Genomic DNA, 21,660 nt, shown 5'->3' with positions numbered 1-21,660 from the left:
CCGGTGCGACCGGCCCGAGGGCTCCGAGGGCGAAACGAGAGGCTCGGTAGCGGTCTCCGTGCAGTTCCAAGAAGGAGACAAGCGGCCCGAGGACGAAGTAGCACACTCGCGGACTCGATCAACTCAATTCTACGAAGGTCATAAGCGGCCCGAGGACTCCGCAGTCAGACCGTCGAACAGAGAATCAAACGCTCCTAGCCCGCGAACTCGAACAGTTCGTCGCCGACGTGGTGGATAGACTCGACGACCTTGCCCGAATCGCCGACCATGTCCGAGCCGTCAGTCTTCGCGCGGCCGACAGCCAGCGCCTTGCCGTGAGTCTCCTCCTCGATGACGACCAGATCACCGGCCGCGATGGAGTCGTCGGCCTCGGTGATGCCGGGGCGCATTACGTCGGCGCCGTCGGAGACGAACGAGATGGCGCCGGCGTCGACGGTGACGACGTTGCGCTCGGGTGGGTACTCGTTCGCACCCTTGACCGTCAGGAACGGCTCCTCGTCGACGTAGAGGACGAGGGGCGCGCCGTCGACGAGGACGACTTCCCAGTCGGCGTCCTCGAAGTCGATGGTCTCGAAGGTGTCGGCGTCCATCTCGACGCCGAGGCCCTCGTCTAAGGCGGTCGTTATCTCGTCGATGGCGTCCGCGCGGAGGTGGTGGCGAGACTTGACGTCCATACCGGTCTGTTCGTGCCGGACCCGATAAATCGTCCGCTCCGGAGCGTCGCGGGGACGCAGATCGAAGTGACGCGGGGACTCAGATGGCGCCGTTGATGACGTCGGCGACGCGCTGGCGGTCGAACAACTGCTCTTCGGGCGGAATCTCGGGGTAGGGACCTTCCGAGTAGGTCGGCCACTCGCCGAACACGTCGGGGTAGAGCTGTTTGGCCGTCATCTCCAGTTGGAAGAGGTGGAGGATCGGCCCCTGATAGCGGGCGCCCTGCGGGTAGATACGGTCGTTCCGGACGGCCGATATCTCGGCGGTGACGGGGTCGTCGCGCAGGGCCTGCCGGCGGCTCTCCATATCGGTCGCGGGTTCGAACCACCGAGGTAGAGGATCACGTCGGGGTCGGCGTCGAACAGGGTCTCGCTGTCGACGATGGTGCCGGACTCGACCGAGCCCTCGAAGGCGTCCCGCGGGCCGAGCGGGCGGGTGTGGGCCGTCAGGAAGCCGGGGTTCGAGAGCGTGTAGGCGTATATCTGGTCGATGTCGTGGGCGGCGATCATCACCGCAGACGGGCGCTCGCCCTCGGCGGGGAGGTCCGATTCGAGCGTCGACACGAGGTCCTCACGGACGGCCGCGAGTGCCTCGTAGCGGGCCTGCTCCTGATACATCTCGGCGACGAGTTCGAACTGCTCCCACAGCGTGTAGTACTCGTAGCCCTCCTGCCATCCTCGGCGGGTTCCTGATGGCTGTCGCTGAGGGAGTTGCCGAACCACGGACCGACCTGTTCGGCGATCTCCTCGAAGTCCTCCTCGTCCCAGTTGTCGAGTTTGGCCATCCACGCCGGGTCGGCGAGGTGGACGTCGCTGTCGAGGTCGTAGAGCTTCTCCTTCTCGGCCTCCCACGAGGAGTACAGGCCCGACCAGTCCAGCGAGACGCTGGGGAGGCGCTCGACGAACTGGTTCCACAGGCCGTCGTAGTAGTCGGGGGCGTGCATCGCGGTGATGTCGTCCCCGCGACCGAGCGCGAACGCCATGTCCGCGTGGTGGGTCAGGCGCGTGAACGTCGTCTGTGGCGGGTCCTCGAAGGTGACCTCGCCCATCGGCGATATCGAGACGGAGTAGGCACCGTCCGGCGTGCCGTCGCCGCTCGCGTCGCCGTCGACGCACCCCGCCAGAATGCCGCCGGCGGCGAGCGCGCTTCCGTACTTGAGCGTGTCTCTACGGGTCGTCTGTCTGTCGGCCATATTTTTAGGTTAACCTAAAACAACTAAAAGCGTTCCGTTTTAGGGTGGCCAAAAGAAGAACGGTCAGTCCTCGTGGAGCGGTCGAAGGGGCGTGATCTCCGGGCCTTGCTGGCCGGGTGTGACACGCGCCTCTATCTCGAACACCGACGCGAGGAGGTCCTCGGTGACCACGTCGCCGGGCGGCCCGCGGGCCTGTATCGTCCCGTCCGACAGCGCGATCATATAGTCGGCGTGGCGGGCCGCCTGCTGGAGGTCGTGGAGGACCACGAGAACGGTCATATCGCTGTCGTCCCGCAGTCGCTCGATGATTTCCATCACCTCAAGTTGGTGGTGGAGGTCGAGGAACGTCGTGGGCTCGTCCAACAGGAGAACGTCCGTGTCCTGAGCGAGCACCATCGCGATCCAGACGAGTTGCTTTTGCCCGCCGCTGAGGCTGCTGAGCTGTCGGTCCCGGAGGTGGTCGACGCCGGCGAGGTCGATTGCCTCGTCGATGGCTGCGAGGTCCTCGTCGGTCAACCCGTCGAAGAACCCGCGGTGTGGATAGCGGCCGCGTTCGATCAGCGTCTCGACGGTCAGACTCTCCGGGGAGGTGTTCTCTTGGGTGAGCAGTCCCAGTCGGCGGGCTAGTGCCTTCGTCGCCATCGATTGGACGTCCTCGCCGTCGACGACGACGGTCCCCGACTCGGGGGAGAGCTGATCGGCCAGCCCTTTCAGGAGGGTGCTCTTGCCGCTGCCGTTGGGGCCGACGAGCGCGGTGACCTGCCCCGCCGGGGCCGTGATCGACTCGCCGTCGACGACGGGCCCCTTGTCGCCGCCGTACCCGATACGGAGGTCCGTGCCGGCGAATGGAACCCCCGCGTGTTCGGTGTCCGTTCCGTCGTCCGTCTCGCCGTTCGGCTCCGGTGGCCGGTGGTGTTGTTCGCTCATCAGATCTCACCCATCTGTTCCTGTCGCCGCATCAAGTAGAGGAAGTACGGGCCGCCGAGCAGGCCCGTGACGATACCGACCGGAATCTGCCCGGCCGACCCGGCGAGTACCTGCATCCCGAGTCGCGCGCCCACGTCCGCCGAGACTAGCAGCGCCGGCCCGACGAAGACACATCCGATAACGAGTTTCCGGTAGTCGCTGCCGACCAAATTCCGGACCATGTGCGGGACGATGAGACCGACGAAGCCGACGATGCCGGCGACGGCGATGCTGGCCGCCGCCGCGAGGACCGCGACCCCCGAGAGGGCAAAGCGGACGCGCTCGACGTTCATCCCCAGCGAACTGGCGGTCCCCTCGCCCAGGAGGAGGACGTTCAACTGCCGGGAACTGACCAGCGCCAGCCCCATCGCGATGACCGTCCACGGCAGGACCATCCGGACCTGCTCCCAGTCGGTGCCGGTCAGCGACCCGGTCGTCCACTGGATGGCCGACTGGACGGTCCCGATGTCCTGCGCGAAGAAAAAGAGCCCCGTCTGGAGGCTCTGGAAGACGGTGCTGACGATGACGCCGGCGAGGATCAACCGCACCGGCGAGGTGCCGTTCTTCCACGCGATGGCGTACACCAACAGGAAGGCGGCGGCCCCGCCGGCGGCGGCGATGATCGGGAGAAAGACGGCGATTCCGGAAAAGACCACCAGCGTCAGCAGTATCATCAGCCCCGCGCCCGAGGAGACGCCGAGGATGAACGGGCTCGCCAGCTCGTTGCGCGTGACCGCCTGGAATATCGCCCCGGAGACGGCGAGGTTCATCCCCACGAAGAGGGCGACCAGCACCCGCGGCAACCGGATGTTCCAGACGATGAGAGTCCCGGGACGCAGTTCCGGGAGCCGTGTCCCGACGATGATCGACCCCCACTGTGACGGGTCGAGGAGCGCGGACGGATCGAACAGACCCCCGAGGAGGAAGTACGCCCACGCCGTCGCGTCGAACAGCACGTCCGGGTCGAACAGCGCCCGGAGCGCCTCCCCGTAGGTCATCGCGTAACTCCCGTACCTGATCTGGACGAGCGCCGAAAGGGCGACGACGACGAGACTCCCGACGATGACCGTCGCCAGCGAGCGGTCCAGCCACGCGAACCGGCCGCCGGTAGGTGCGCGGCTGTCCGCCGTCGCCTCGCCCTCCGTCGCGGTCGGCGCGTCACTGGCCATCCGTGTCACCCTCCATCAGTCCGGCCGCCGACCGCCGGTTCGGGACCGTCCCGGGCACCCGCTGTCGTCCCCGCGCTGTCCGTTCGTGCATACGTTTTAGGCCACCCTAATCGGATAAACCACTTTCGTTCTTTAGGTTGCCCTAATACCGTGGCCGAGTCTGTTTCGTCGGTCACACGACCGCGGCAACGATTAAATACTCGCACCCGGTAGCGTGGGGTATGTTCGGGTCGAGGGGCGGCGAGGCGGCCGTCACCTGCATCGCCTGCGGCGAGGAGATACAGCGTGGCGACGCCCGGGAGTACGACAAGCACGGGAACCGCTGGGAGCGGACGGACAAGGAGTTCGAGTTCCTCTGTAAGCCGTGCCACGGCGACATCTGTCACCAGCCGCGGGACGGCCTCGAACAGCGGTTGATCGACATCGGCGCCGGCGAGAGCGACCGAGAGACGTTCCTGTCGTCGTTCGTCGCCGCCGACCGCGACCGTTCGCCGGCCAGCGAGCGTGACGAGCGCTGATCCTGTGGCCGCGTCGAAACGCCTACCTGTCGGGTCTCCGTAGCGGAGTGCATGACTGCAGACCAAGACGCCCAGGCCGACGCCGGGACGGCCGAGGGCCAGGGCCCAGTAGAGATCGACGAGGAGTTGGCCCGCCACCTCGAGAACAAGCGCGAGGAGTTGTTCGAGAAGTTCGACCTCCGGGACGAGTTCCCCCCAGAGGTCGTCGAGGAGGCCGAACAGCGGACCACCGATGTCCAAGAAGAGATCCAAGACGAGGTCGACGAACGCGAGGACCTCCGTGAGTTGACGGCGTTCACCGTCGACCCCATCGACGCACAGGACTTCGACGACGCCCTCTCCATCGACATCCGCGAGGACGAGATCGTCCTCTACGTCCACATCGCGGACGTGACCCACTACGTCAACCCGGAGACGGCGATGTGGGACGAGGCCGTCGACCGCGGGAACACCATCTACCTGCCCGCCTACACGGTCCACATGCTCCCGCCCACCCTCGCGGAGACGGTGTGCTCGCTGGTCCCCAACGAGGACCGACTGGCCCACACCGTCGAGATGCACCTCGACCCCGAGAACCTCGGCTACGAGAACATCGAGATCTACAAGTCGGTGATCCGGAGCGACGAGCGACTGACCTACACGCAGGCCGAGAACCGACTGGAGGACCCCGACGCCGACCTCCACGACGAACTCTCGGAGGTGTGGGAACTGGCCGACGAGATGCACGAACAGCGCAAGGAAGACGGCTCGCTCGTGTTGAACCCCAAGCGCGACCGCGCCCACACGATCATCGAGGAGTGTATGCTCAAGGCCAACAAGGCCGTCACCCACGAACTGATGTGGGACCGCGGGGTCGAGGCGATGTACCGCGTCCACCCCCAGCCAGCGCCCGAGGAGTGGGACGAGGCCCTCCAGGAGATACAGGACCTGAACGGCGTCTCGATCCCCGGTAGCGCGTGGGACGACCCGCGCAAGGCCGTCAACGCGACCCTAGAGGAGGCCCCCGGGCGGCAACTGGACAAGATCCAGTGGGCCGTGATGAAGGTGATGCCCCGGGCCAAGTATATGAACGACCCCTTCGGCGGCCACCACGCCCTGAACTTCGAGATATACGGCCACTTCACGAGTCCGATCCGGCGGCTCAGCGACCTCATCAACCACTGGATCGTCTACACCAACGACGTCCCGGAGGACCTCATCGCCCTCTGTGACCGCGCCAGCGACAAACAGCAGGCCGCCGAGAAGTGCGAGCGCGAGTACAAGAAGTTCCTCGAAGAGGTGGGGCTGGACCCGGCCGCGGTGAACAACCGCGGACTCGAAGTGGTCGACGACGAGGAGTGAGTGCGGTAGAACGGGTACGCTCGGTGAGGAGCGACGGGCGACCGTCTCTCGCTACGATCCGCCGACTGGTGGCCGCTCCCTTCGGTCACGGCCACCGCTTCAGCACGCGCCGGTTCGTGGGTGATAGCGGGTTCCACAGTCCGGGCAGACAGCGGTGAAGTCGTCGGCGTCGTGTTCGAAACCGGTGCCACACGCCGCACAGATGAGGACGTCGGTCACAGTTGTGATACCGACGCCAGTGACAAAACCACCACGCCGAGACCGAAAGACAGTATAGACGGTTCGATGACAGCCCTACTATGCAGACTATCGAGGAGGTTCACATCGCGCCGTTGGGCCACGAGCGCGACCGCATCGCACAGCCGTTGCGGAAACACGGGGCCGATACGGTGTATCTGATCGAGGACGTCGAACACGGCGGTCGGGACGGCTACCACGACGAGATGATCGCAGCGTTGCGCGAGGACGGCATCGAGGTCCGCGTCGAGACGGCCGACCACTACGACCTCTACGACGTGATGGCGGTGGTGACGACGATAACCGCCGACCACGGCGAGGACATCGTCCGCGTGAACGTCGCGGCGGGGCCGAAACTCGCCGATATCGGGTCGGCCATCGCCTGTATGGCGACGGACGCGACCGCCTACTACGTCCGGCCCGAGGAGGAGGTCCACGACCTCGACGGCGAACCGCTGACCCGCGGAATGGTCGAGGACGAGGTCCTGCCCTCCTACCCCATCGAAGCCATCTCCCGGGACCAAGTCGCAGTGTTGGATTACCTCGACGAGCGCAACACCGAGGCCTACACCGCCAAAAAGAAGGATCTGATCGAGTTCGCCGAGGAGGCGGACCTCGCGTTCATGGCCGACGCAAACCCCGCCAACGACAAGGCGAAGTTCGCACTGTTGAACGCGAACGTCATCGACCCCCTCACCGAGGACGGCTACATCGCGGTCGGGCAGGTCGGCCGGCAGAAACAGATCACGCTCACCGACACCGGCGAGAACGTCCTCCACGCCTTCCGACACAAACTCCGGAACCGGTGAAGATATCTTCACCTCGCCGCCGGAATACTACGGCCCGACCGGGGACAGGCAGGGCGGAAGTAGCCCTGCCCTCGGCGAGTCGTGTATAAACGTTCAGGATATATTTATCAGCGTCCGTCGGTGATGAGGGGAGTATGCACCACCCCGGACCGCCACGGTTCACCAGCGTCGGGCAGACGGTCGAACTCGCGCCGCGACGACCCGACGCCGACGACGCCGACGCGTTCAGTTGGACACTGACCGAGACACCGCCGGAGAGTGCGGCGACACTGGGTTCGGACGCGGTCGAGATACTGGAACCGGACGAACCGGGCGTCTACCGGGCGCGGCTGTCGGCCCCCGACGGCGACCACGACCAGACGGTCCGGGTGTTCCCCGACGAGCGCCACCCGGTCGAATTCACCGCCCACGCCGACGAACTGCCACAGATGGACGAGATCTCGGTGACGGGGCGGTTCAACGATCACCGCCTCGGCATCGACACGCCGGACTACGCCGACCACGTGTTCAGTTTCGAGACGCGCCTGCTCCCCGGGGAGTACACGGCCACGTTCGTCCCGGACGGGAACTTCCGGGAGGCGCCCGGGACACGCAGGTCGTCGACGGGCCGGAACGGCCGCGGATCACCCTCGACGCGACGGCCGAGGACGGGACGGTGACGGTCACGGCGACGCCGCTCTCGGGACCGACGACCGACGAGACGGCCGCCGACCTCGACGTGGAGTTCTACGTCGACGACCGCGACCGGCCGTTCGAGGGACTCACTGTCGACGGGCGGACGGCGACCGCGCCGCTGTCGGCAGTCGACGACCAGTTGCGGATTCACGCCGTCGCGGTCGGAAAGCGCCACTCCGTCGCCGACGCCGTCACCGTCGGGGCCGACGGGAGCGTCGACTACCCCAACGACGCCCCCGAGTGGGTCGAACACGGGACGATGTACGAGATATTCACGCGGGCGTTCACGGGCGACGCCGACGCTACCTTCCGGGCCATCGAGCGCCGGGTCCCCTACCTCGAGTGGATGGGCGTCGACACGCTGTGGATGACACCCATACTCGACAGTTACAGCCCACAGCGGGATTTAGAGGGGCTGAAATACGGCGGTCCCCACGGCTACGACACCCTCGATTACCACCGGACGGCACCGGACCTCGGGACCCGCGAGGAGTTCGAGTCGCTGGTCGAGACCTGTCACGACCACGGCATCAAAGTCGTCTTCGACCTCGTCATCAACCACACCTCGAAACGCCATCCCGAGTTCCAGATGCACGAGGCGGGCGTCGACGGCTACGAGGACCGTTACGTCCGGCGGGAGAACGGCAAACCGGAGATGTACTTCTCGTGGTCGTCGATTCCGAACCTCGATTACACCTCGCTGGCCACCCGCGAGAAGATGCTCGGCGTCGTCGAGGAGTGGGCCGACGTGGTCGACGGCTTCCGGTGTGACGTGGCGTGGGGCGTCCCCCACGGCTTCTGGCAGGAGGTCCGCGAACGCGTGAAAGCGACCGACAGCGACTTCTTGATGCTCGACGAGACGGTCCCGCGGGAGCCGCTGGCCCACGAGAACGCCTTCGACCTCCACTACGACACGACGCTGTACGGGCAACTCCGGGAGATAGGCCGCGGGGAGGCCCCCGCCGAGTCCGTCCTCGACGCCGTTGAGGCCGAACGCCGCGAGGGGTTCCCGCCGCGGTCGGTCCAGTTGCGCTACGTCGAGAACCACGACGAGGACCGCTACCTCAAGGAGTGTGACCGGGCGACACTGAAAGCCGCCGCCGCGGCGACGTTCACGCTCCCGGGGATGCCGATGCTCTACTACGGCCAGGAGACGGGGATGCTCTCCTACCGGGACGACATGGAGTGGGGCGGCGACGACGAACTGACCGAGTTCCACCGCCGTCTGTCACTCGCCCGCGACGACCACCCGGTGTTGCGGACCGGCAGCGTCGAATCGGTCACGTGGAGCGCCGACGACGAGCGCTCACCCTCCGCGGACCGCGGCCGGGCCGACGGCGGGAGTCAGCCCGTCACCTCGGGGAGCGACCACGGCGGCCGGGGGGACAGTGACGCCGAATCGGGTGTCGTCGCGTACGCACGCGAGAACGAGGACCGACGGGTCGTCGTCGTGTTGAACTTCGGTTCCGACCCCGTGGACGTGACCGTCGAGGCGGCCGTCGGCGAGACCGATCTGGTGACTGGCGAACACGTCGTGACCGATAGCGGCGGGGACAGCACAACGCTCACAGTCGATTCTGTAGCCGTTCTCGACGCCTAAGAGATCGGTTCTCCCGAGGACGAGGCTCATATTACCGGTACTTTTTCCTCACACGGGAAGTGACTAGTAGATATGAGGACGTCGACACCATCGGCGTTCGACAGCGACCTGCTGCAGTCGGTGTACGAGGTGCGGTCGTTGATCGTCATCGGCTTCGTGCTCGTGACGGCGCTCGCCCACGAGTTGGGCGAGATGGGGATGGAAGTAGCGGCATCGGTGCTGTTCGTCGCGACGTTGCCGTTGCTCGCCGTCGTCGCTATCGGCGGCTGTCGGGAGGGGCTGTCGTGGCTCTCCGAACGGGTGGCTTAGAGCCTGTCGGTCACGGCCGTCAGCACCGCCTCCCGGACCGCCGCCGGTGACTGCTCGGCGTCGACACGGACGAACCGCTCCGGGTCAGCCGAAAAGAGGCGCTCGTAGTTCTCCGCGACCGTCGCGAGATAGTCGCTACGTTCGAACTTGTTCGTCGCGCCGGCCCGCCGGGCACCGACCTCCGGGTCGACATCGAGGTAGATAGTCAGGTCCGGCGGCCGCGTCCACGGTTCGTGGACGCGCTTGACGAACGCAAGCGGGTCCTCGATGTCGGGGTGGTCCGCGAGCGTCGCGCCCTGATAAGCGTACCGCGAGTCGGAGTAGCGGTCGGAGACGACCACCTCACCGCGGTCCAGCGCCGGCCGGACCACCCGCGAGAGGTGGTCGGCGTGGTCGGCGGTGTAGAGGAACAGCTCCGCCAGCGAGTCGGCGTCGTCATCCTCGATGGACCGGTAGACGGCGTCGCCGTACCACGAGTCGGTCGGCTCGCGGGTGAACGTCGCCTCGCGACCGAGGTCCGCCTCGCCCAACGCCTCCCACGCGGAGGTCTTGCCGCTGCCGTCGATACCCTCCAGTGTGACGAGCATACCTCGACCTGCGGCGGGGACGCCCTAAACGATGCGGTCGACCGCGAGCCCAGCCCTAACTGTTTTCGCCCGGTCTTTATACCGTCGCCGGACGTGCGTGGAAGTATGCACGTGCTTGTGACCGGCGGGGACGGGTTCGTCGGCCGACATCTCTGTACGGAACTCGACGAGCGAGGCCACGACGTGAGTAGCCTCTCGCGGAACCCCGACCCGTCGGTGTTGCCCGACAGCGTCGGGACAGCTACCGGCGACGTGACGGCGTACGACTCCATCGAGGGCGCATTCGAGGGCGTCGACACGGTGATCAATCTCGTGGCGTTGTCGCCGCTTTTCGTCCCGGACGGCGGCAACGAGATGCACGAGCGGATCCACCTCGGCGGCACCGAGAACGTCGTCGCGGCGGCCGAGGAACACGGCGTCGACCGAATCGTCCAGATGAGCGCGCTCGGGGCCGACCCGAACGGCGCGACCCACTACATCCGCGCGAAGGGCCGCGCCGAGGCGGTCGTCGAGGACTCGGACCTCGAGTGGGTCACGTTCCGCCCGTCGGTAGTCTTCGGCGAGGGCGGGGAGTTCGTGAGCTTCACCAAGCGACTGAAGAAGTTGTTCGCGCCCGGCGTGCCGCTGTACCCCCTGCCGGGCGGCGGGAAGAAGACGCGGTTCCAGCCGATATGGGTCGGCGACCTCGTCCCGATGCTGGCCGACGCGGCGACCGAAACGGGCCACATCGGGGAGGTGTACGAGATAGGCGGCCCCGAGGTGTTGACCCTCCGGACGATCACCGAGATGGTCTACGACAGCGAGGGAAAATCGATGACCATCGTCCCGCTCCCGATGGGGCTGGCCGGCGTCGGCCTGAAGACGCTGAGTGTCCTCCCCGGATTCCCGATGGGCGGCGACCAGTACCGGTCGCTGAACTTCGACAACACGACCCGGGACAACGACGTCGGGGCGTTCGGCGTCGACACCGACGGGATGACCACGCTTGGGTCCTACCTCGGCCTCGAATAGTCGCCCAGCGACCCCGAGGCGGGCGCTACGGCGTTCCTGTGCTATCTTTCGTGCCGTCCAAATTTTTACAAATGATACCGGGGCACAAGGTTTATACCTATAATGTGACTCTGTGTACTACGAGACCCACATATGAAGCTCGCGATGATCGGCTTCGGGCAGGCCGGCGGGAAGATCGTCGACAAGTTCCTCGAGTACGACGAGGAGACAGACAGCGGGATCGTCCGCTCGGCGGTCGCCGTCAACACGGCGAAGGCTGACCTGCTCGGCCTCGAACGCGTTCCGGAGGAAAATCGAGTACTGATCGGACAAGCACGCGTCAAGGGCCACGGCGTCGGGGCCGACAACGAACTGGGCGCGGAGATCGCCGAGGAGGACATCGACGAGGTCCAGGGCGCTATCGACAACATCCCCGTCCACGAAGTCGACGCGTTCCTCGTCATCGCGGGCCTCGGCGGCGGGACCGGGTCGGGCGGTTCGCCGGTTCTGGCCAAACATCTCAAGCGGATCTACACCGAACCGGTGTACGGGCTGGGCATCCTGCCCGGCAGCGACGAGGGTGGTATCTACACGCTCAACGCCGCCCGGTCGTTCCAGACGTTCGTCCGTGAGGTGGACAACCTGCTGGTGTTCGACAACGACGCCTGGCGCAAGACCGGCGAGTCGATGGAGGCCGGCTACGAGGAGATCAACGATGAGATCGTCAAGCGCTTCGGCATCCTGTTCGGCGCCGGCGAGGTCGAACAGCACGGCGAGGTCGCCGAGAGCGTCGTCGACTCCAGCGAGATCATCAATACGCTGGCCTCAAGCGGCGTCTCGACGGTCGGGTACGCCGCCGAGGAGGTCGACCCCGGCGACAGCAACGACGGCGGCCTGCTGTCGCGGTTCAAAAGCGACGGGAGCAGCGACAGCATGGAGGCCGCGAACACGACCAACCGGATCACGTCGCTGGTCCGGAAGGCCGCCTTGGGCCGTCTGACGCTGCCCTGTGAGATCGACGGGGCCGAGCGGGCCCTGCTCGTTCTCTCCGGGCCGCCCCACCACCTCAACCGGAAAGGCATCGAGCGCGGCCGCAAGTGGCTCGAGGAGCAGACCGGGAGTATGGAGGTTCGGGGCGGTGACTACCCCGTCACCAACTCCCAGTACGTCGCGAGCGTCATCCTGCTGTCGGGCGTGCACAACGTGCCGCGGATCAAGGAGCTCCAGCAGGTGGCCATCGAGGCACAGGAGAACATCGACGACATCCGAGCCGAAAGCGAAGAGAACTTAGAGCAGTTGGTCGAAGACGATGAAGATGAGCTGGATCCCCTCTTCTAAGGGCACGACACTGCTGGTACTGTTCGTCCTCGTGGTCGCTGCCGTCGGCACGGCGACCGCAGTGGATACATCGAGCGACGCGCCAGAGGAGGCGCAGGTCGGTGACGAGGTCACCGTCACGGTGGAACTGACCGACCTCTACAACGAGAGCGGCGACTGGACGCTCAACGGCTCGACCCAGCTAGAGAACGTCACCGGCTGGGAGGTCACGAAGATCCAACCCAACAACGAGGAGACCACCGAGACGTTCGACGGCGAGCAGAGCTTCGATACCGAGATTACGAGCGACGCGAACCTCGACACGGTCGAAGTGACCATCACCGGTGACGTGCCGAGCGTCGAGAACTACACCTACCGGCCCCGGCAGACGTTCGTCGGCGCGGACCTGAACCGCATCGTCGGTGACAACACCAACCAGATCACCGAGGTCCGGGTCCACCACTACACCAACGAGAGCCGCGAGGCCCGGCAGGCGATTGCCGACGCCGAGTCCGCGGTCAACGGCACGAACAGCGACGAGGCCGAAGAGGACCTCGACCGGGCTATCTCGGTGTACAACAGCGGTAACTTCGACGAGGCGACGAGCCTCGCCGGCGACGCACAGAGCGCCGCCGAGAGCGCCGAGCAGTCCGAGCAGACCACGAACCTGCTGTTGCTCGCTGCCGGTGCGGTGCTGGTCGTCGCCCTGATCGGCGGCGGCGTCTACTACTACCGCAGCCAGCAGGACGACTACGACAAACTCCGGTGATGGACGTCGTCGTTCCGTTCGACGCTCGCGATCCGAAAACCCGCCTTTCTGCCCTCTTCGACGCCGACGAGCGACAGCAGTTCGCTCGGGCGATGCTGGGAGACGTCTGTGGGACCGTCCGCGCCACCGGCCACGACCCGTGGGTACTTGCGACCGACGCCGTCGACGTCGACGCGCCGGTCACCGTCGACGACCGGCCGCTGACCGACGCGGTGAACGCCGTCCTCGCCGACAGCGACGGGTCGGTCGCCGTCGTGATGGCCGACCTCGCGCTGGCGACTCCGGAGGCACTCGGTCGGGTGTTCGACGCCGACGGCGACGTGGTGTTGGTGCCGGGCCGGGGCGGCGGGACGAACGTGATCCTGGCTCGCGACGCCGACTTCCGCGTTGATTACCACGGGGCGTCGATTCGGGACCACCGAGAGCGAGCGCGGGCCGTCGGGGCCGACGCGACCGAGGTGGACTCCTTCAGGCTCTCGACGGACGTCGACGAACCGGCGGACCTCGTGGAAGTGCTCCTCCACGGCGACGGGCGGGCGGCCGAGTGGCTGGACGAACACAGCGTCGCTCTCGACACCGACGACGGGCGCGTGACGGCCCGCCGGACCCGATAGCGGTCCGTCCAGAAGAAAACTATTTGCCCGCCGAGACGAATTGTGGCGACTGAACCGATGGGCGACCACGTGCTCCCGGCCCGCGTCCGCCGTCTCGCCGCGCCGGACCGCATCGCGCAGTTCGTCGCCGTCGGCACCGTCGGGGCCTCCGTCGACGTGGCGCTTTTGGCCCTGTTCCACGGTATCCTCGGTATCCCGCTCGTCCCGGGGAAACTCGCCAGCGCCGAGATATCCTTTCTCGTGATGTTCGTCATCAACGAGCGCTGGACGTTCGCGGAGTTCGGGAAACAGACCGTCGAGGCCCGCATCAGACGCCTCGTCAGGTCCAACGCCGTCAGGCTGGGCGGCCTGCTGACCGCGACCGTCGTCCTCGTCGCCGTCTACCGGGCGACGGGCGTGTGGTACCTCGTGGCGAACGTCGTCGGTATCGCCGCCGGGTTCGTCGTCAACTACTCCCTAGAGAGCCTGTTCACGTGGCGCGTCCACCACTGAATTACGGGAGATTTGAGTCGGAGTTTGAACAACAGTTTTCACCGGGAGCGGCGTAGTCACGACCGCACGGGCCCGTGCACTTCCCGCTGGCAGGACTGTCGACGCCGGGCGCTCACACCCGCTCGGCGTCCGACCGGTTCCCGCTGGAGCGACTCTCACCCCCACCACGTCGCTCCGAGGAGGGCGATTTATCACCGTGAGGCCGCTACCGGTAGTCGTGACCCCGAGTTCCGACGCCGGCGGCCGCCCGCCCGTCGACGAGGAGGCCATCGAACGCCTGTGTACGGTCGGTCCCGAGGACGTGCAGGCGGCCACGGAACTCACCTTCGCGCGGAACGTCTTCGTCCCGCTGACGACCGCCTGCCGGTACACCTGCACCTACTGCACCTACTACGACCCGCCCGGGGAGGCGACCCTGCTCTCCCCGGAGGAGGTCCGGGACATCTGCCGTCGCGGCGCCCGGACTGGGTGTACGGAAGCGCTCTTTACCTTCGGCGACGACCCGGACGACCGCTACACCGCCGTTCACGACCAACTCGACGCGTGGGGGTACGACTCCATCCACGCCTACCTCCGCCGGGCCTGCGAGATAGCCATAGAGGAGGGTCTGCTCCCCCACGCCAACCCCGGCGACCAGACCCGCGAGCAGATGGCCACCGTCGCGACCTGAACGCCTCGATGGGCGTGATGCTTGAGACGACCGCGACGTACAGGCTCACGGCGGACCGCGGGCGAAATCGCCCGACCAGCGCCTGCAGACGCTCCGGACGGCCGGCGAACTCGGCGTCCCCTTCACCACGGGCATCCTCGTCGGTATCGGCGAGGACTGGCGCGACCGGGCCGAGAGCCTGCTCTCTATCGCCGCGTTGCACGAGGCGTACGGACACATTCAGGAGGTCATCGTCCAACCGGTGGTCGAAAACGACCGCTGGGACGGCGGCTCCCCCGACACCGAAACGCTGCGGCGGGCCACCGCGATGGCCCGGGCGGCCCTGCCCGCCGAGGTGTCCGTCCAGTCGCCGCCGAACCTCGCGCCCGTCGAGGACCTGATCGAGTGTGGCATCGACGACCTCGGCGGCGTCTCGCCGGTCACCGACGACCACATCAACCCCGAGTACGCGTGGCCGGCCATCGAACGACTGGAGGGCGTCGCCGAGACGGCCGGCGTCCCCCTCCGGGAGCGCCTGCCGGTGTACGACCGCTACTACCGCGAGGGATGGTGTTCGGACCGCATCGAGGCGGCCGTCGAAGCCGACACCGCCGCCGGGCGACGCCTTCGCTCGGTGCTCGAACGCGGTGAGAACCCGACGACGCCGGCGCTGGCGAGTAGCGACGATTGACACTGTCAGCCGGAACGCTCGCGACGGACGACGATTGACACTGTCGGCCGGAACGCTCGCGACGGGCGACGATTGACACCGACGAACGCCGAACTCACTCCACCAGCGGCGACCCATCGGCCCGCGGACCCAGTTCGGGGCCGAACGGACCGTCGCCCTCAATGCGCCGGCGCTGTCGGTAGTCCGTCGAGCGCTCGACTGGGACGCGGCCGAGCGAGCGGATCATCTCGACGTACTCCTCGAACGACCGCGCCTCGCCGAAGTCCCCGCCGGCGCGGGCGGTTATCTCCTCGCTCAGGATGGTGCCCATAAAGTCGTCGGCGCCGCAAGAGAGCATCTTCAGGCCCTGCTCGTCGCCGTATTTCACCCACGAGGACTGGATGTGCTCGACGTTGTCCAGAAACAGCCGCGAGACGGCGATCAGCAGTTCGTCCTCGTCGGTGGTCGCACCGGACTCGACGATCCCGCGGTCGGCGAGGGGAGTGTTCGAGTGGACAAAGGATAGGGGGACGAACTCCGTGATAGCGCCGGTTCGGTCCTGCAAGGCCCGGATCTTCCGGAGGTGTTCGACACGGTGGGCCTCGTTGTCGACGTGGCCATACATAATCGTCGCCGTCGTGTCCAACCCCGCGGCGGCCGCGCCCTCGATTGCGTCGATCCACCCCTGACTATCTATCTTCCCGGGGCAGATCTCCGCGCGGACCTCGTCGACGAGAATCTCCGCGGCGGTCCCGGGGGCGGTGTCCAACCCGGCGTCGGCGAGGCGGCGGTAGACCTCCTCGTAGCTCCAGTCGGTACCCCGACGGGCGTGAGCGGCCTCCTCGGGCGTCATCGAGTGGACGTGGACGCCGCCGACGGACATCGCTTCGATCTGTTCGCGGTAGGTCCCGGGGTCGACCTCGTAGGCCTCGGGCGGGCGGTAGTTCAGGTCGCCGCGGTCGCTGGATTCGAGTATCTCGCGGTGCTCGCTATCGAGGGCGAACGCCGGGTGCAGCCCCGAGACGGACGTGACCTCGTAGATGCCCCGGTCCAGCGCGGCCTCGACGATGCGGCGCGACTCCGCGGGCGTCTTGGTGAACCCGCCGTGGTCGTCGTCGTTCTCGACGCGGAACGCCTCCGAGCGGTCCTTGAAGTTACAAAATAGACAGCCGGTGTTGCAGGCCGTCGTGACGTTGTTGTTGAGGTTGGCGACGAAGGTGACCGCCTCGCCGACGACCTCGGCGCGGCGGCGGTCGGCCGCTTCGAGGACCTGCTCTTTGCGCCGCCGGTCGATACCCTCGCGGTCGGTGCCCGTCGTCAGAAGTTCGATACCGTCGGCGACGGTCAGGCGGTCGCCGTCCCGGGCCTTCCGGAGGGCGTTCTCGAAGTGCTGGTCCGTCTCGGGACGCAGGTCGAACTCGAAGCTCTCTCGCGGCACGTTCGCCCGCGGACGGACCCGTTCTGCCATCGACTCTCAGTTAGCCCACAGCGGCAAAAGCCTAGTGGGACACCGGCGGGAACGACCGGTAGCGAAAGTCGACAGGAGCGTTTTTGTCCGGGGCGGCCGAGGCTCCGGCTATGTCACTGGCAGCCGAGACGCGCCGCGCGGTGCGGAACGATCCCTTCCTCTACGAGGGGCTCCGGGCGGGCGTGCTCAACTACTCCGCGGCCGCTCGCTACCTCGACGTGGGCGACACCGAAGCCGTCGTCGCCGCCCTCAGACGGTACGCCGAGGAGTTGCCCGACCACGAGGCCACAGATGCGGACGTTCGCGTCACGATGGAGAGCGGCGTCGGCCCGGCCGACGGCGACCCGCTGCTGGTCGTCGGCGACACCGAACTCGCGTCGGGCGGCGGGGACTGGACGGCCGTCGTCGCCACCGGCGAAGTGAGCCCCCGATTGCTCCGGGACGCGCTGGGTCGACTTGACGCCGAAGACATCGCCGTTGAGGCGGCCGCCGTGGCCGCGGCGTCGCTGGTCGTCGTCGTCGGCCGTCGGGACGGGGCGGACGCGGTGCGGGCGGTCGAGGGTGTCGCGGAGCGCTAGCGGAGCTTTGAAACGTTGGCCCGCGTACTCTCGGGCAATGACACTCCGCGTGACGAACACGCTGACCGGCGAGCGCGAGGCCTTCGAGCCACAGGACCCAGAAAGCGTCACGCTGTACTACTGTGGCCTGACGGTCTCGGACCCGCCGCATCTGGGCCACGCCCGCGGGTGGGTCCACGTCGACGTGATGGCCCGCTGGCTGGAGTGGCTCGGATACGACGTGCGCCACGTCGAGAACTTCACCGACGTCAACGAGAAGATAGTCGCCCGTATCGGCGAGGACGGCGACGACGAGGCCGACGTGGCCGACCGCTACATCGGCGACGTCATCGACGCGATGCGGGCGCTGCACCTCGACCGCGCCGAGGTCTACCCCCGCGTCTCCGAACACGTCCCCGAGATCATCGGGATGGTCGAGACGCTGATCGAGAAGGGCTACGCCTACGAGGCGAACGGCTCGGTCTACTTCGACGTGAGCCAGTTCGACGACTACGGGAAACTGTCGAACCAGAACGTCGAACAACTGGAGGCCGACGCCGAGGCAGCCGACGAGAAGCGCAACCCCGCGGACTTCGCGCTGTGGAAGGCCGGCGGTGTCGACCCCGAGGACATCGCCGACCACCGCCACGACGCGGCCGCGCCCGCCGAGGAGGCTTGTGCCGGCGCCCAGACGTGGGACTCGCCGTGGGGCGAGGGCCGGCCGGGGTGGCACATCGAGTGCTCGGTGATGTCGACGACCCATCTCGACGACACCATCGACATCCACGTCGCGGACAGGATCTGGTCTTCCCCCACCACGAGAACGAAATCGCACAGAGCGAGGCCGCTACCGGCCAGCAGTTCGCCCGCTACTGGCTGCACGTTCGCCTGCTCGAGACCAAAGGCGAGAAGATGTCATCCTCGCTGGGTAACTTCCAGACCGTCGCCGAGGCCGTCGAGGAACACGGCGCGGACGTGGTCCGGACCTTCCTTTTGTCGACGGCCTACCACAACAGCGCCGTCTACGGGCGCGACACCATCGCGGAGGCCACAGAGCGCTTCGAGCGCATCGAGCGCGGGTACGAGCGCGCGGTCGCGGCGCTGGACAGCACCGCCGCGCGGACGAAAGTCGAGTCCGAAACGCTCCGGACGGCCGTCGAGGACGCCCGCGAGCGGTTCGTCGCGGCGATGAACGACGATTTCAACACCCGCGAGGCGATGACGGCGCTGGAGGACCTGCTCACCGCCGTCAACAGCCACGTCGACGGCGAGGCGTACGACTACCGCGGCCTGCGCCGGGCGGTCGAGACCATCGAGGAGTTCGCCGGCGGCGTCTTCGGCCTCTCGCTGGGCGGCGAGGCGGGCGGCGACGTGAGCGTCGCTCAGGAGGTTATCGACCTCCTGCTTGACGTCCGCGAGCGCGAACGCGAGGCGGGCAACTACGAGCGAGCGGACGAGATACGCGACGACCTCCGGGACCTCGGGGTCGAGATTCAGGACACCGACGACGGGGCCGTCGCTCGGTTCGAGTAGGGTCGGGAACAGATTCTTACATCCCGGCGACGGAACTGGTAGTACGATGGCCTCCTCAGAGCGACCCGAACCGAGCGACGAGATAGCGACCGCCGTCGGCCGATACGTTCTGGGCGACGTCTCGCTCGGCAAGGCTGCCGAGTCGGTAGGGATGTCCAGGTGGGAGTTCGAGGAACTCCTCTCGGAGGCCGGTTTCGACGCGCTGTACGGACCGCGGACGTCCGAGGACTTGGATGAAGAGGTCGACGCGGCACGGCGCATCGACGAGTAGATGCGCGAGGAGTACCCACAACCGGTCGTTCTCGACGCGACGGTCGTCAGTAACTTCGCCAGCACGGACGGGATATCGACGCTCGTGGCGTCGGTGGCGGCACCGGTCGTGGTGCCGTCAGTTCGCAGGGAGATCGAACAGGGTATCGAGGAGGGACACGGCTACTTGGATTCGGCAGTGGCCGCGATGGGGGAGACGATATCCGTCCAGTCAGTGTCGGCTATCGAAGACCACGCAGCGATACGCGACCGACTCGACGACGGGGAGTCCCAGTCGCTCGTCCGCGTGATCGAACAGGGAGGTACGCTGGCGACAGACGACCTCGCCGCCCGTCGCCTCGCGACGGACAACGGGGTACCCGTGACTGGTTCTGTCGGGATACTCGTCTTGGCAGTCGAACGCGGCCATCTCGACGTCTCGACGGCCGACGAGTGGCTGGCTGTGTGGCGGGACGTCCGGGGATACTACGCGCCAGTTGCCAGCGTGTCCGAACTGATCGACGATCCCTCTTGATATCTGGGACACAACAGTCGCTCGGTTCGAGTAACGGCCGGCGGGATACTTTTGGCCCCCGGCGGTGTGAAGTCTGTATGGCAGCGAGCGACGGGATCGAGACGCTCGTCTACCGGACCGGGGCGGTCGAGCGCTACGACGACCTGGCGGCCGCCAAGGCCGCCGAGGGGACGACGTGGGTCCACGCGGACAACGTCACCGCCGAGGTGCGCGACCGGATCCGGTCGGTGTTCGACCTCCACCCGCTCTCCGTCGATGACCTGTCGAACAACGTCCGGGCGAAAACCGAGATATTCGCCGACTACACCTTCCTCCTCGTCAAGTCGGCCCAGCTATCCCGCGGGGAGACGACCTTCGAGGAGGAGATTCTGGACGTGCCCGTCGGCATCTTCTTCGGGCGCGACTGGGTCGTCTCGATGAGTCCCGGCGAGGTGTCCTCCGTCTCGCGGGTCCAGCGGGCCGTCGACAACGGGGACGAGCGCCTGCTCCAGCGCGGGTCGGACTTTACGGCGTACCGCATCCTCGACGTGGTCGTCGACGACTACTTCGAGTTGCTCGACACCATCGAGACGAAAATAGAGTCTATCGAGGACGAGGTGGTCCAGTCGACGGGCATCGACCTGCTGGAGGAAATAAACAGCGTCCGCCGGGAGTTGCTCTCCTTCCGGAAGTTGCTGTGGCCGGCGCGGGAGGCCGTCGGCGTCCTCGCCCGCGGGGACACCGATTTCGTCACCGAGGCCACCGAGAAGTACTACCGCGACGTCTACGACCACCTCGTCCAACTCGTCGACCTCACCGAGACCTACCGTGATCTGGTGGCCGGCACGCGGGACATCTACCTCAACACCCTCTCTCAGTCGACCAACGAGGTGATGAAGGTGCTGACCGTCGTGGCGACCATCTTCATCCCGCTGACGTTCATCGCGGGCATCTACGGGATGAACTTCGAGGTGATGCCCGAACTCGGGTGGCGGTGGGGGTATCCGGCGGGTGTGGGCCGTGATGATCGCCGTCGCCGTCGGGATGCTCGTGTTCTTCCGGCGGCGGAACTACCTGTGAGTCCTCACTCCCCGACAGTCAGGCCGGCGACCGACTCGAAGTACTTCAGCACAGCGGCCATGTCCTCCTCGCCGTGGCCCATCGCCGAGGCGGCGCTGAAGGACTCGCGGGCGGCCGCGGTCTGGGGCAGGGTGACGCCGGCGTCGTTGGCAGCCTCGTTGGCGTACCGCAGGTCCTTGAACTGGAGGTCGACGGGGAACCGCGGCGCGAAGTCGCCGTCGGCGATGTTCTCGCCTTTCGCCCGGAACAGCGGCGAGTCGACGGCCCCGGCCTCGACGACCTGTCGCATCGCGTCGAGTTCGAGACCCTGAGCCGCGCCGAAGGTCAGCGCCTCGGCGAAGGCGCCCATCATATCCCCGAGCAGGAGGTTGACGAACAGTTTCATCCGGGTGCCGTGCCCGGCCTCGCCACAGCGGACGACCGGATCGCCGACGGCCTCGAGGATCGGCTCGACGGCGTCTATCTCCTCGGACTTGCCGCCGGCGAGGACGGTGAGCGTGCCGTCCTCGGCCGGGCCGACGGTCCCGGAGACGGGCGCGTCGACGAAGGCGGCGTTCTGCGCGCGGACCGTCTCCGTGGCCGCCGCAGTGCCCTCGACCGAGACCGTGCTCGACTGGACGACGGTGGTGTCGCCGTCGAGG

At 66.9% G+C, this 21,660-nt stretch carries 21 protein-coding genes and 4 pseudogenes; 17 read left to right on the top strand and 8 right to left on the bottom strand.

Translation table 11 applies throughout. The features are described 5' to 3' along the window. Positions 1-194 precede the first annotated feature (194 nt). The 4 genes and pseudogenes from GJ629_RS05985 to GJ629_RS05970 form a co-directional block, all read right to left on the bottom strand. A complete protein-coding gene (locus tag GJ629_RS05985) occupies positions 195-674 on the bottom strand; it encodes an RNA-binding protein (RefSeq protein ID WP_157512186.1) in 480 nt (159 codons plus the stop codon). Positions 675-753: 79 nt separating this feature from the next. Beyond that, positions 754-1,906 (bottom strand): annotated as a pseudogene (locus tag GJ629_RS05980) (ABC transporter substrate-binding protein). A 63-nt stretch (positions 1,907-1,969) separates the two neighbouring features. After that, positions 1,970-2,833: an ABC transporter ATP-binding protein gene (locus GJ629_RS05975; RefSeq protein WP_157512185.1), complete on the bottom strand. Its 864-nt coding sequence runs from the start codon at positions 2,831-2,833 to the stop codon at positions 1,970-1,972. Next, the gene (locus GJ629_RS05970; RefSeq protein WP_157512184.1) at positions 2,833-4,041 is read right to left on the bottom strand and encodes an iron ABC transporter permease; all 1,209 of its coding nucleotides are present in this window, start codon (positions 4,039-4,041) and stop codon (positions 2,833-2,835) included. The genes GJ629_RS05975 and GJ629_RS05970 overlap by 1 nt, the downstream gene beginning before the upstream one ends. Positions 4,042-4,262: 221 nt before the next feature. Between GJ629_RS05970 and GJ629_RS05965 the strand changes: the two genes are divergently transcribed. Both GJ629_RS05965 and GJ629_RS05960 read left to right on the top strand, forming a co-directional pair. Further along, positions 4,263-4,559: a hypothetical protein gene (locus tag GJ629_RS05965; protein ID WP_157512183.1), complete on the top strand. Its 297-nt coding sequence runs from the start codon at positions 4,263-4,265 to the stop codon at positions 4,557-4,559. Positions 4,560-4,610: 51 nt separating this feature from the next. Further along, positions 4,611-5,900 carry a ribonuclease R family protein gene (locus GJ629_RS05960; RefSeq protein ID WP_157512182.1) on the top strand — a complete coding sequence of 430 codons (1,290 nt, stop codon included), beginning with the start codon at positions 4,611-4,613 and terminating at the stop codon, positions 5,898-5,900. Between the two features lie 99 nt (positions 5,901-5,999). Here the strand turns inward: GJ629_RS05960 and GJ629_RS17710 are convergent, their stop codons facing one another. Then, on the bottom strand, positions 6,000-6,119 hold the full coding sequence (locus GJ629_RS17710; protein WP_305037647.1) for an NADH pyrophosphatase zinc ribbon domain-containing protein: 120 nt from the start codon (positions 6,117-6,119) through the stop codon (positions 6,000-6,002). Positions 6,120-6,199: 80 nt separating this feature from the next. On the opposite strand from GJ629_RS17710, the gene GJ629_RS05955 reads away from it, so the two are divergent. From GJ629_RS05955 to GJ629_RS05940, 4 genes are all read left to right on the top strand, one after another. Further along, the gene (locus tag GJ629_RS05955) at positions 6,200-6,946 is read left to right on the top strand and encodes a DUF6293 family protein (protein ID WP_157512181.1); all 747 of its coding nucleotides are present in this window, start codon (positions 6,200-6,202) and stop codon (positions 6,944-6,946) included. Positions 6,947-7,080: 134 nt separating this feature from the next. Then, positions 7,081-7,605: a hypothetical protein gene (locus GJ629_RS16925; protein WP_157512180.1), complete on the top strand. Its 525-nt coding sequence runs from the start codon at positions 7,081-7,083 to the stop codon at positions 7,603-7,605. After that, positions 7,602-9,221, top strand: a complete 1,620-nt coding sequence (locus tag GJ629_RS16920) for an alpha-amylase family glycosyl hydrolase (RefSeq protein WP_157512179.1) — start codon at positions 7,602-7,604, stop codon at positions 9,219-9,221. The genes GJ629_RS16925 and GJ629_RS16920 overlap by 4 nt, the downstream gene beginning before the upstream one ends. 72 nt (positions 9,222-9,293) lie before the next feature. After that, entirely contained in the window at positions 9,294-9,530 is a 237-nt protein-coding gene (locus GJ629_RS05940) for a hypothetical protein (protein WP_157512178.1), read from the top strand. Here the strand turns inward: GJ629_RS05940 and tmk are convergent. Beyond that, positions 9,527-10,117 (bottom strand): dTMP kinase, encoded by a 591-nt coding sequence (tmk, locus tag GJ629_RS05935; RefSeq protein WP_157512177.1) that lies wholly within the window; start codon positions 10,115-10,117, stop codon positions 9,527-9,529. The two genes, GJ629_RS05940 and tmk, sit on opposite strands and share 4 nt — an antisense overlap. 105 nt (positions 10,118-10,222) lie before the next feature. On the opposite strand from tmk, the gene GJ629_RS05930 reads away from it, so the two are divergent. The 6 genes and pseudogenes from GJ629_RS05930 to cofG all read left to right on the top strand — a co-directional run bounded on the left by GJ629_RS05930 (position 10,223) and on the right by cofG (position 15,639). Further along, positions 10,223-11,128 (top strand): complex I NDUFA9 subunit family protein, encoded by a 906-nt coding sequence (locus GJ629_RS05930; RefSeq protein WP_157512176.1) that lies wholly within the window; start codon positions 10,223-10,225, stop codon positions 11,126-11,128. A gap of 132 nt (positions 11,129-11,260) precedes the next feature. Next, positions 11,261-12,445, top strand: coding sequence for a tubulin/FtsZ family protein (locus GJ629_RS05925; RefSeq protein ID WP_157512175.1), 1,185 nt, complete (start codon positions 11,261-11,263; stop codon positions 12,443-12,445). Next, entirely contained in the window at positions 12,423-13,193 is a 771-nt protein-coding gene (locus tag GJ629_RS05920) for a hypothetical protein (RefSeq protein WP_157512174.1), read from the top strand. Before GJ629_RS05925 ends, GJ629_RS05920 begins: the two co-directional genes overlap by 23 nt. Then, complete coding sequence (gene cofC / locus GJ629_RS05915) at positions 13,193-13,807, top strand: 2-phospho-L-lactate guanylyltransferase (protein WP_157512173.1); 615 nt, start codon at positions 13,193-13,195, stop codon at positions 13,805-13,807. Before GJ629_RS05920 ends, cofC begins: the two co-directional genes overlap by 1 nt. A 57-nt stretch (positions 13,808-13,864) precedes the next feature. Beyond that, positions 13,865-14,299, top strand: coding sequence for a GtrA family protein (locus GJ629_RS05910; RefSeq protein ID WP_157512172.1), 435 nt, complete (start codon positions 13,865-13,867; stop codon positions 14,297-14,299). Between the two features lie 217 nt (positions 14,300-14,516). After that, positions 14,517-15,639, top strand: a pseudogene (cofG, locus tag GJ629_RS05905) (7,8-didemethyl-8-hydroxy-5-deazariboflavin synthase subunit CofG). A 94-nt stretch (positions 15,640-15,733) separates the two neighbouring features. Here cofG and cofH read toward each other — a convergent pair. Beyond that, the gene (gene cofH, locus GJ629_RS05900) at positions 15,734-17,086 is read right to left on the bottom strand and encodes a 7,8-didemethyl-8-hydroxy-5-deazariboflavin synthase subunit CofH (RefSeq protein ID WP_157512171.1); all 1,353 of its coding nucleotides are present in this window, start codon (positions 17,084-17,086) and stop codon (positions 15,734-15,736) included. Positions 17,087-17,196: 110 nt separating this feature from the next. On the opposite strand from cofH, the gene GJ629_RS05895 reads away from it, so the two are divergent. The 5 genes and pseudogenes from GJ629_RS05895 to corA all read left to right on the top strand — a co-directional run bounded on the left by GJ629_RS05895 (position 17,197) and on the right by corA (position 21,019). Continuing rightward, a complete protein-coding gene (locus tag GJ629_RS05895) occupies positions 17,197-17,664 on the top strand; it encodes a hypothetical protein (RefSeq protein ID WP_157512170.1) in 468 nt (155 codons plus the stop codon). Positions 17,665-17,701: 37 nt separating this feature from the next. Continuing rightward, a pseudogene (gene cysS, locus GJ629_RS05890) lies at positions 17,702-19,176 on the top strand (cysteine--tRNA ligase). Positions 19,177-19,222: 46 nt separating this feature from the next. Then, positions 19,223-19,447 (top strand): UPF0175 family protein, encoded by a 225-nt coding sequence (locus GJ629_RS05885; RefSeq protein ID WP_157512169.1) that lies wholly within the window; start codon positions 19,223-19,225, stop codon positions 19,445-19,447. Further along, positions 19,448-19,960 (top strand): hypothetical protein, encoded by a 513-nt coding sequence (locus GJ629_RS05880; RefSeq protein ID WP_157512168.1) that lies wholly within the window; start codon positions 19,448-19,450, stop codon positions 19,958-19,960. It abuts the gene before it with no gap. A 77-nt stretch (positions 19,961-20,037) separates the two neighbouring features. Further along, positions 20,038-21,019 (top strand): annotated as a pseudogene (corA, locus tag GJ629_RS05875) (magnesium/cobalt transporter CorA). 4 nt (positions 21,020-21,023) lie between these two features. Here corA and GJ629_RS05870 read toward each other — a convergent pair. Next, positions 21,024-21,660 (bottom strand): NAD(P)-dependent oxidoreductase (locus tag GJ629_RS05870; RefSeq protein ID WP_157512167.1); only part of this gene is annotated, 637 nt, incomplete at its 5' end.

It is taken from the genome of Halapricum sp. CBA1109 (assembly GCF_009741825.1).
GTDB lineage: Archaea > Halobacteriota > Halobacteria > Halobacteriales > Haloarculaceae > Halapricum.
This window is presented reverse-complemented; position numbering and strand designations above follow the sequence as displayed.

Bases quoted from the DNA above. Each gene is read 5' to 3' on its own strand.
- GJ629_RS05985 (WP_157512186.1), bottom strand. From the start codon at position 674: ATGGACGTCAAGTCTCGCCACCACCTCCGCGCGGACGCCATCGACGAG.
- GJ629_RS05975 (WP_157512185.1), bottom strand. From the start codon at position 2,833: ATGAGCGAACAACACCACCGGCCACCGGAGCCGAACGGCGAGACGGAC.
- GJ629_RS05970 (WP_157512184.1), bottom strand. From the start codon at position 4,041: ATGGCCAGTGACGCGCCGACCGCGACGGAGGGCGAGGCGACGGCGGAC.
- GJ629_RS05965 (WP_157512183.1), top strand. From the start codon at position 4,263: ATGTTCGGGTCGAGGGGCGGCGAGGCGGCCGTCACCTGCATCGCCTGC.
- GJ629_RS05960 (WP_157512182.1), top strand. From the start codon at position 4,611: ATGACTGCAGACCAAGACGCCCAGGCCGACGCCGGGACGGCCGAGGGC.
- GJ629_RS05955 (WP_157512181.1), top strand. From the start codon at position 6,200: ATGCAGACTATCGAGGAGGTTCACATCGCGCCGTTGGGCCACGAGCGC.
- GJ629_RS16925 (WP_157512180.1), top strand. From the start codon at position 7,081: ATGCACCACCCCGGACCGCCACGGTTCACCAGCGTCGGGCAGACGGTC.
- GJ629_RS05940 (WP_157512178.1), top strand. From the start codon at position 9,294: ATGAGGACGTCGACACCATCGGCGTTCGACAGCGACCTGCTGCAGTCG.
- tmk (WP_157512177.1), bottom strand. From the start codon at position 10,117: ATGCTCGTCACACTGGAGGGTATCGACGGCAGCGGCAAGACCTCCGCG.
- GJ629_RS05930 (WP_157512176.1), top strand. From the start codon at position 10,223: ATGCACGTGCTTGTGACCGGCGGGGACGGGTTCGTCGGCCGACATCTC.
- GJ629_RS05925 (WP_157512175.1), top strand. From the start codon at position 11,261: ATGAAGCTCGCGATGATCGGCTTCGGGCAGGCCGGCGGGAAGATCGTC.
- GJ629_RS05920 (WP_157512174.1), top strand. From the start codon at position 12,423: ATGAGCTGGATCCCCTCTTCTAAGGGCACGACACTGCTGGTACTGTTC.
- cofC (WP_157512173.1), top strand. From the start codon at position 13,193: ATGGACGTCGTCGTTCCGTTCGACGCTCGCGATCCGAAAACCCGCCTT.
- GJ629_RS05910 (WP_157512172.1), top strand. From the start codon at position 13,865: ATGGGCGACCACGTGCTCCCGGCCCGCGTCCGCCGTCTCGCCGCGCCG.
- cofH (WP_157512171.1), bottom strand. From the start codon at position 17,086: ATGGCAGAACGGGTCCGTCCGCGGGCGAACGTGCCGCGAGAGAGCTTC.
- GJ629_RS05895 (WP_157512170.1), top strand. From the start codon at position 17,197: ATGTCACTGGCAGCCGAGACGCGCCGCGCGGTGCGGAACGATCCCTTC.
- GJ629_RS05885 (WP_157512169.1), top strand. From the start codon at position 19,223: ATGGCCTCCTCAGAGCGACCCGAACCGAGCGACGAGATAGCGACCGCC.
- GJ629_RS05880 (WP_157512168.1), top strand. From the start codon at position 19,448: ATGCGCGAGGAGTACCCACAACCGGTCGTTCTCGACGCGACGGTCGTC.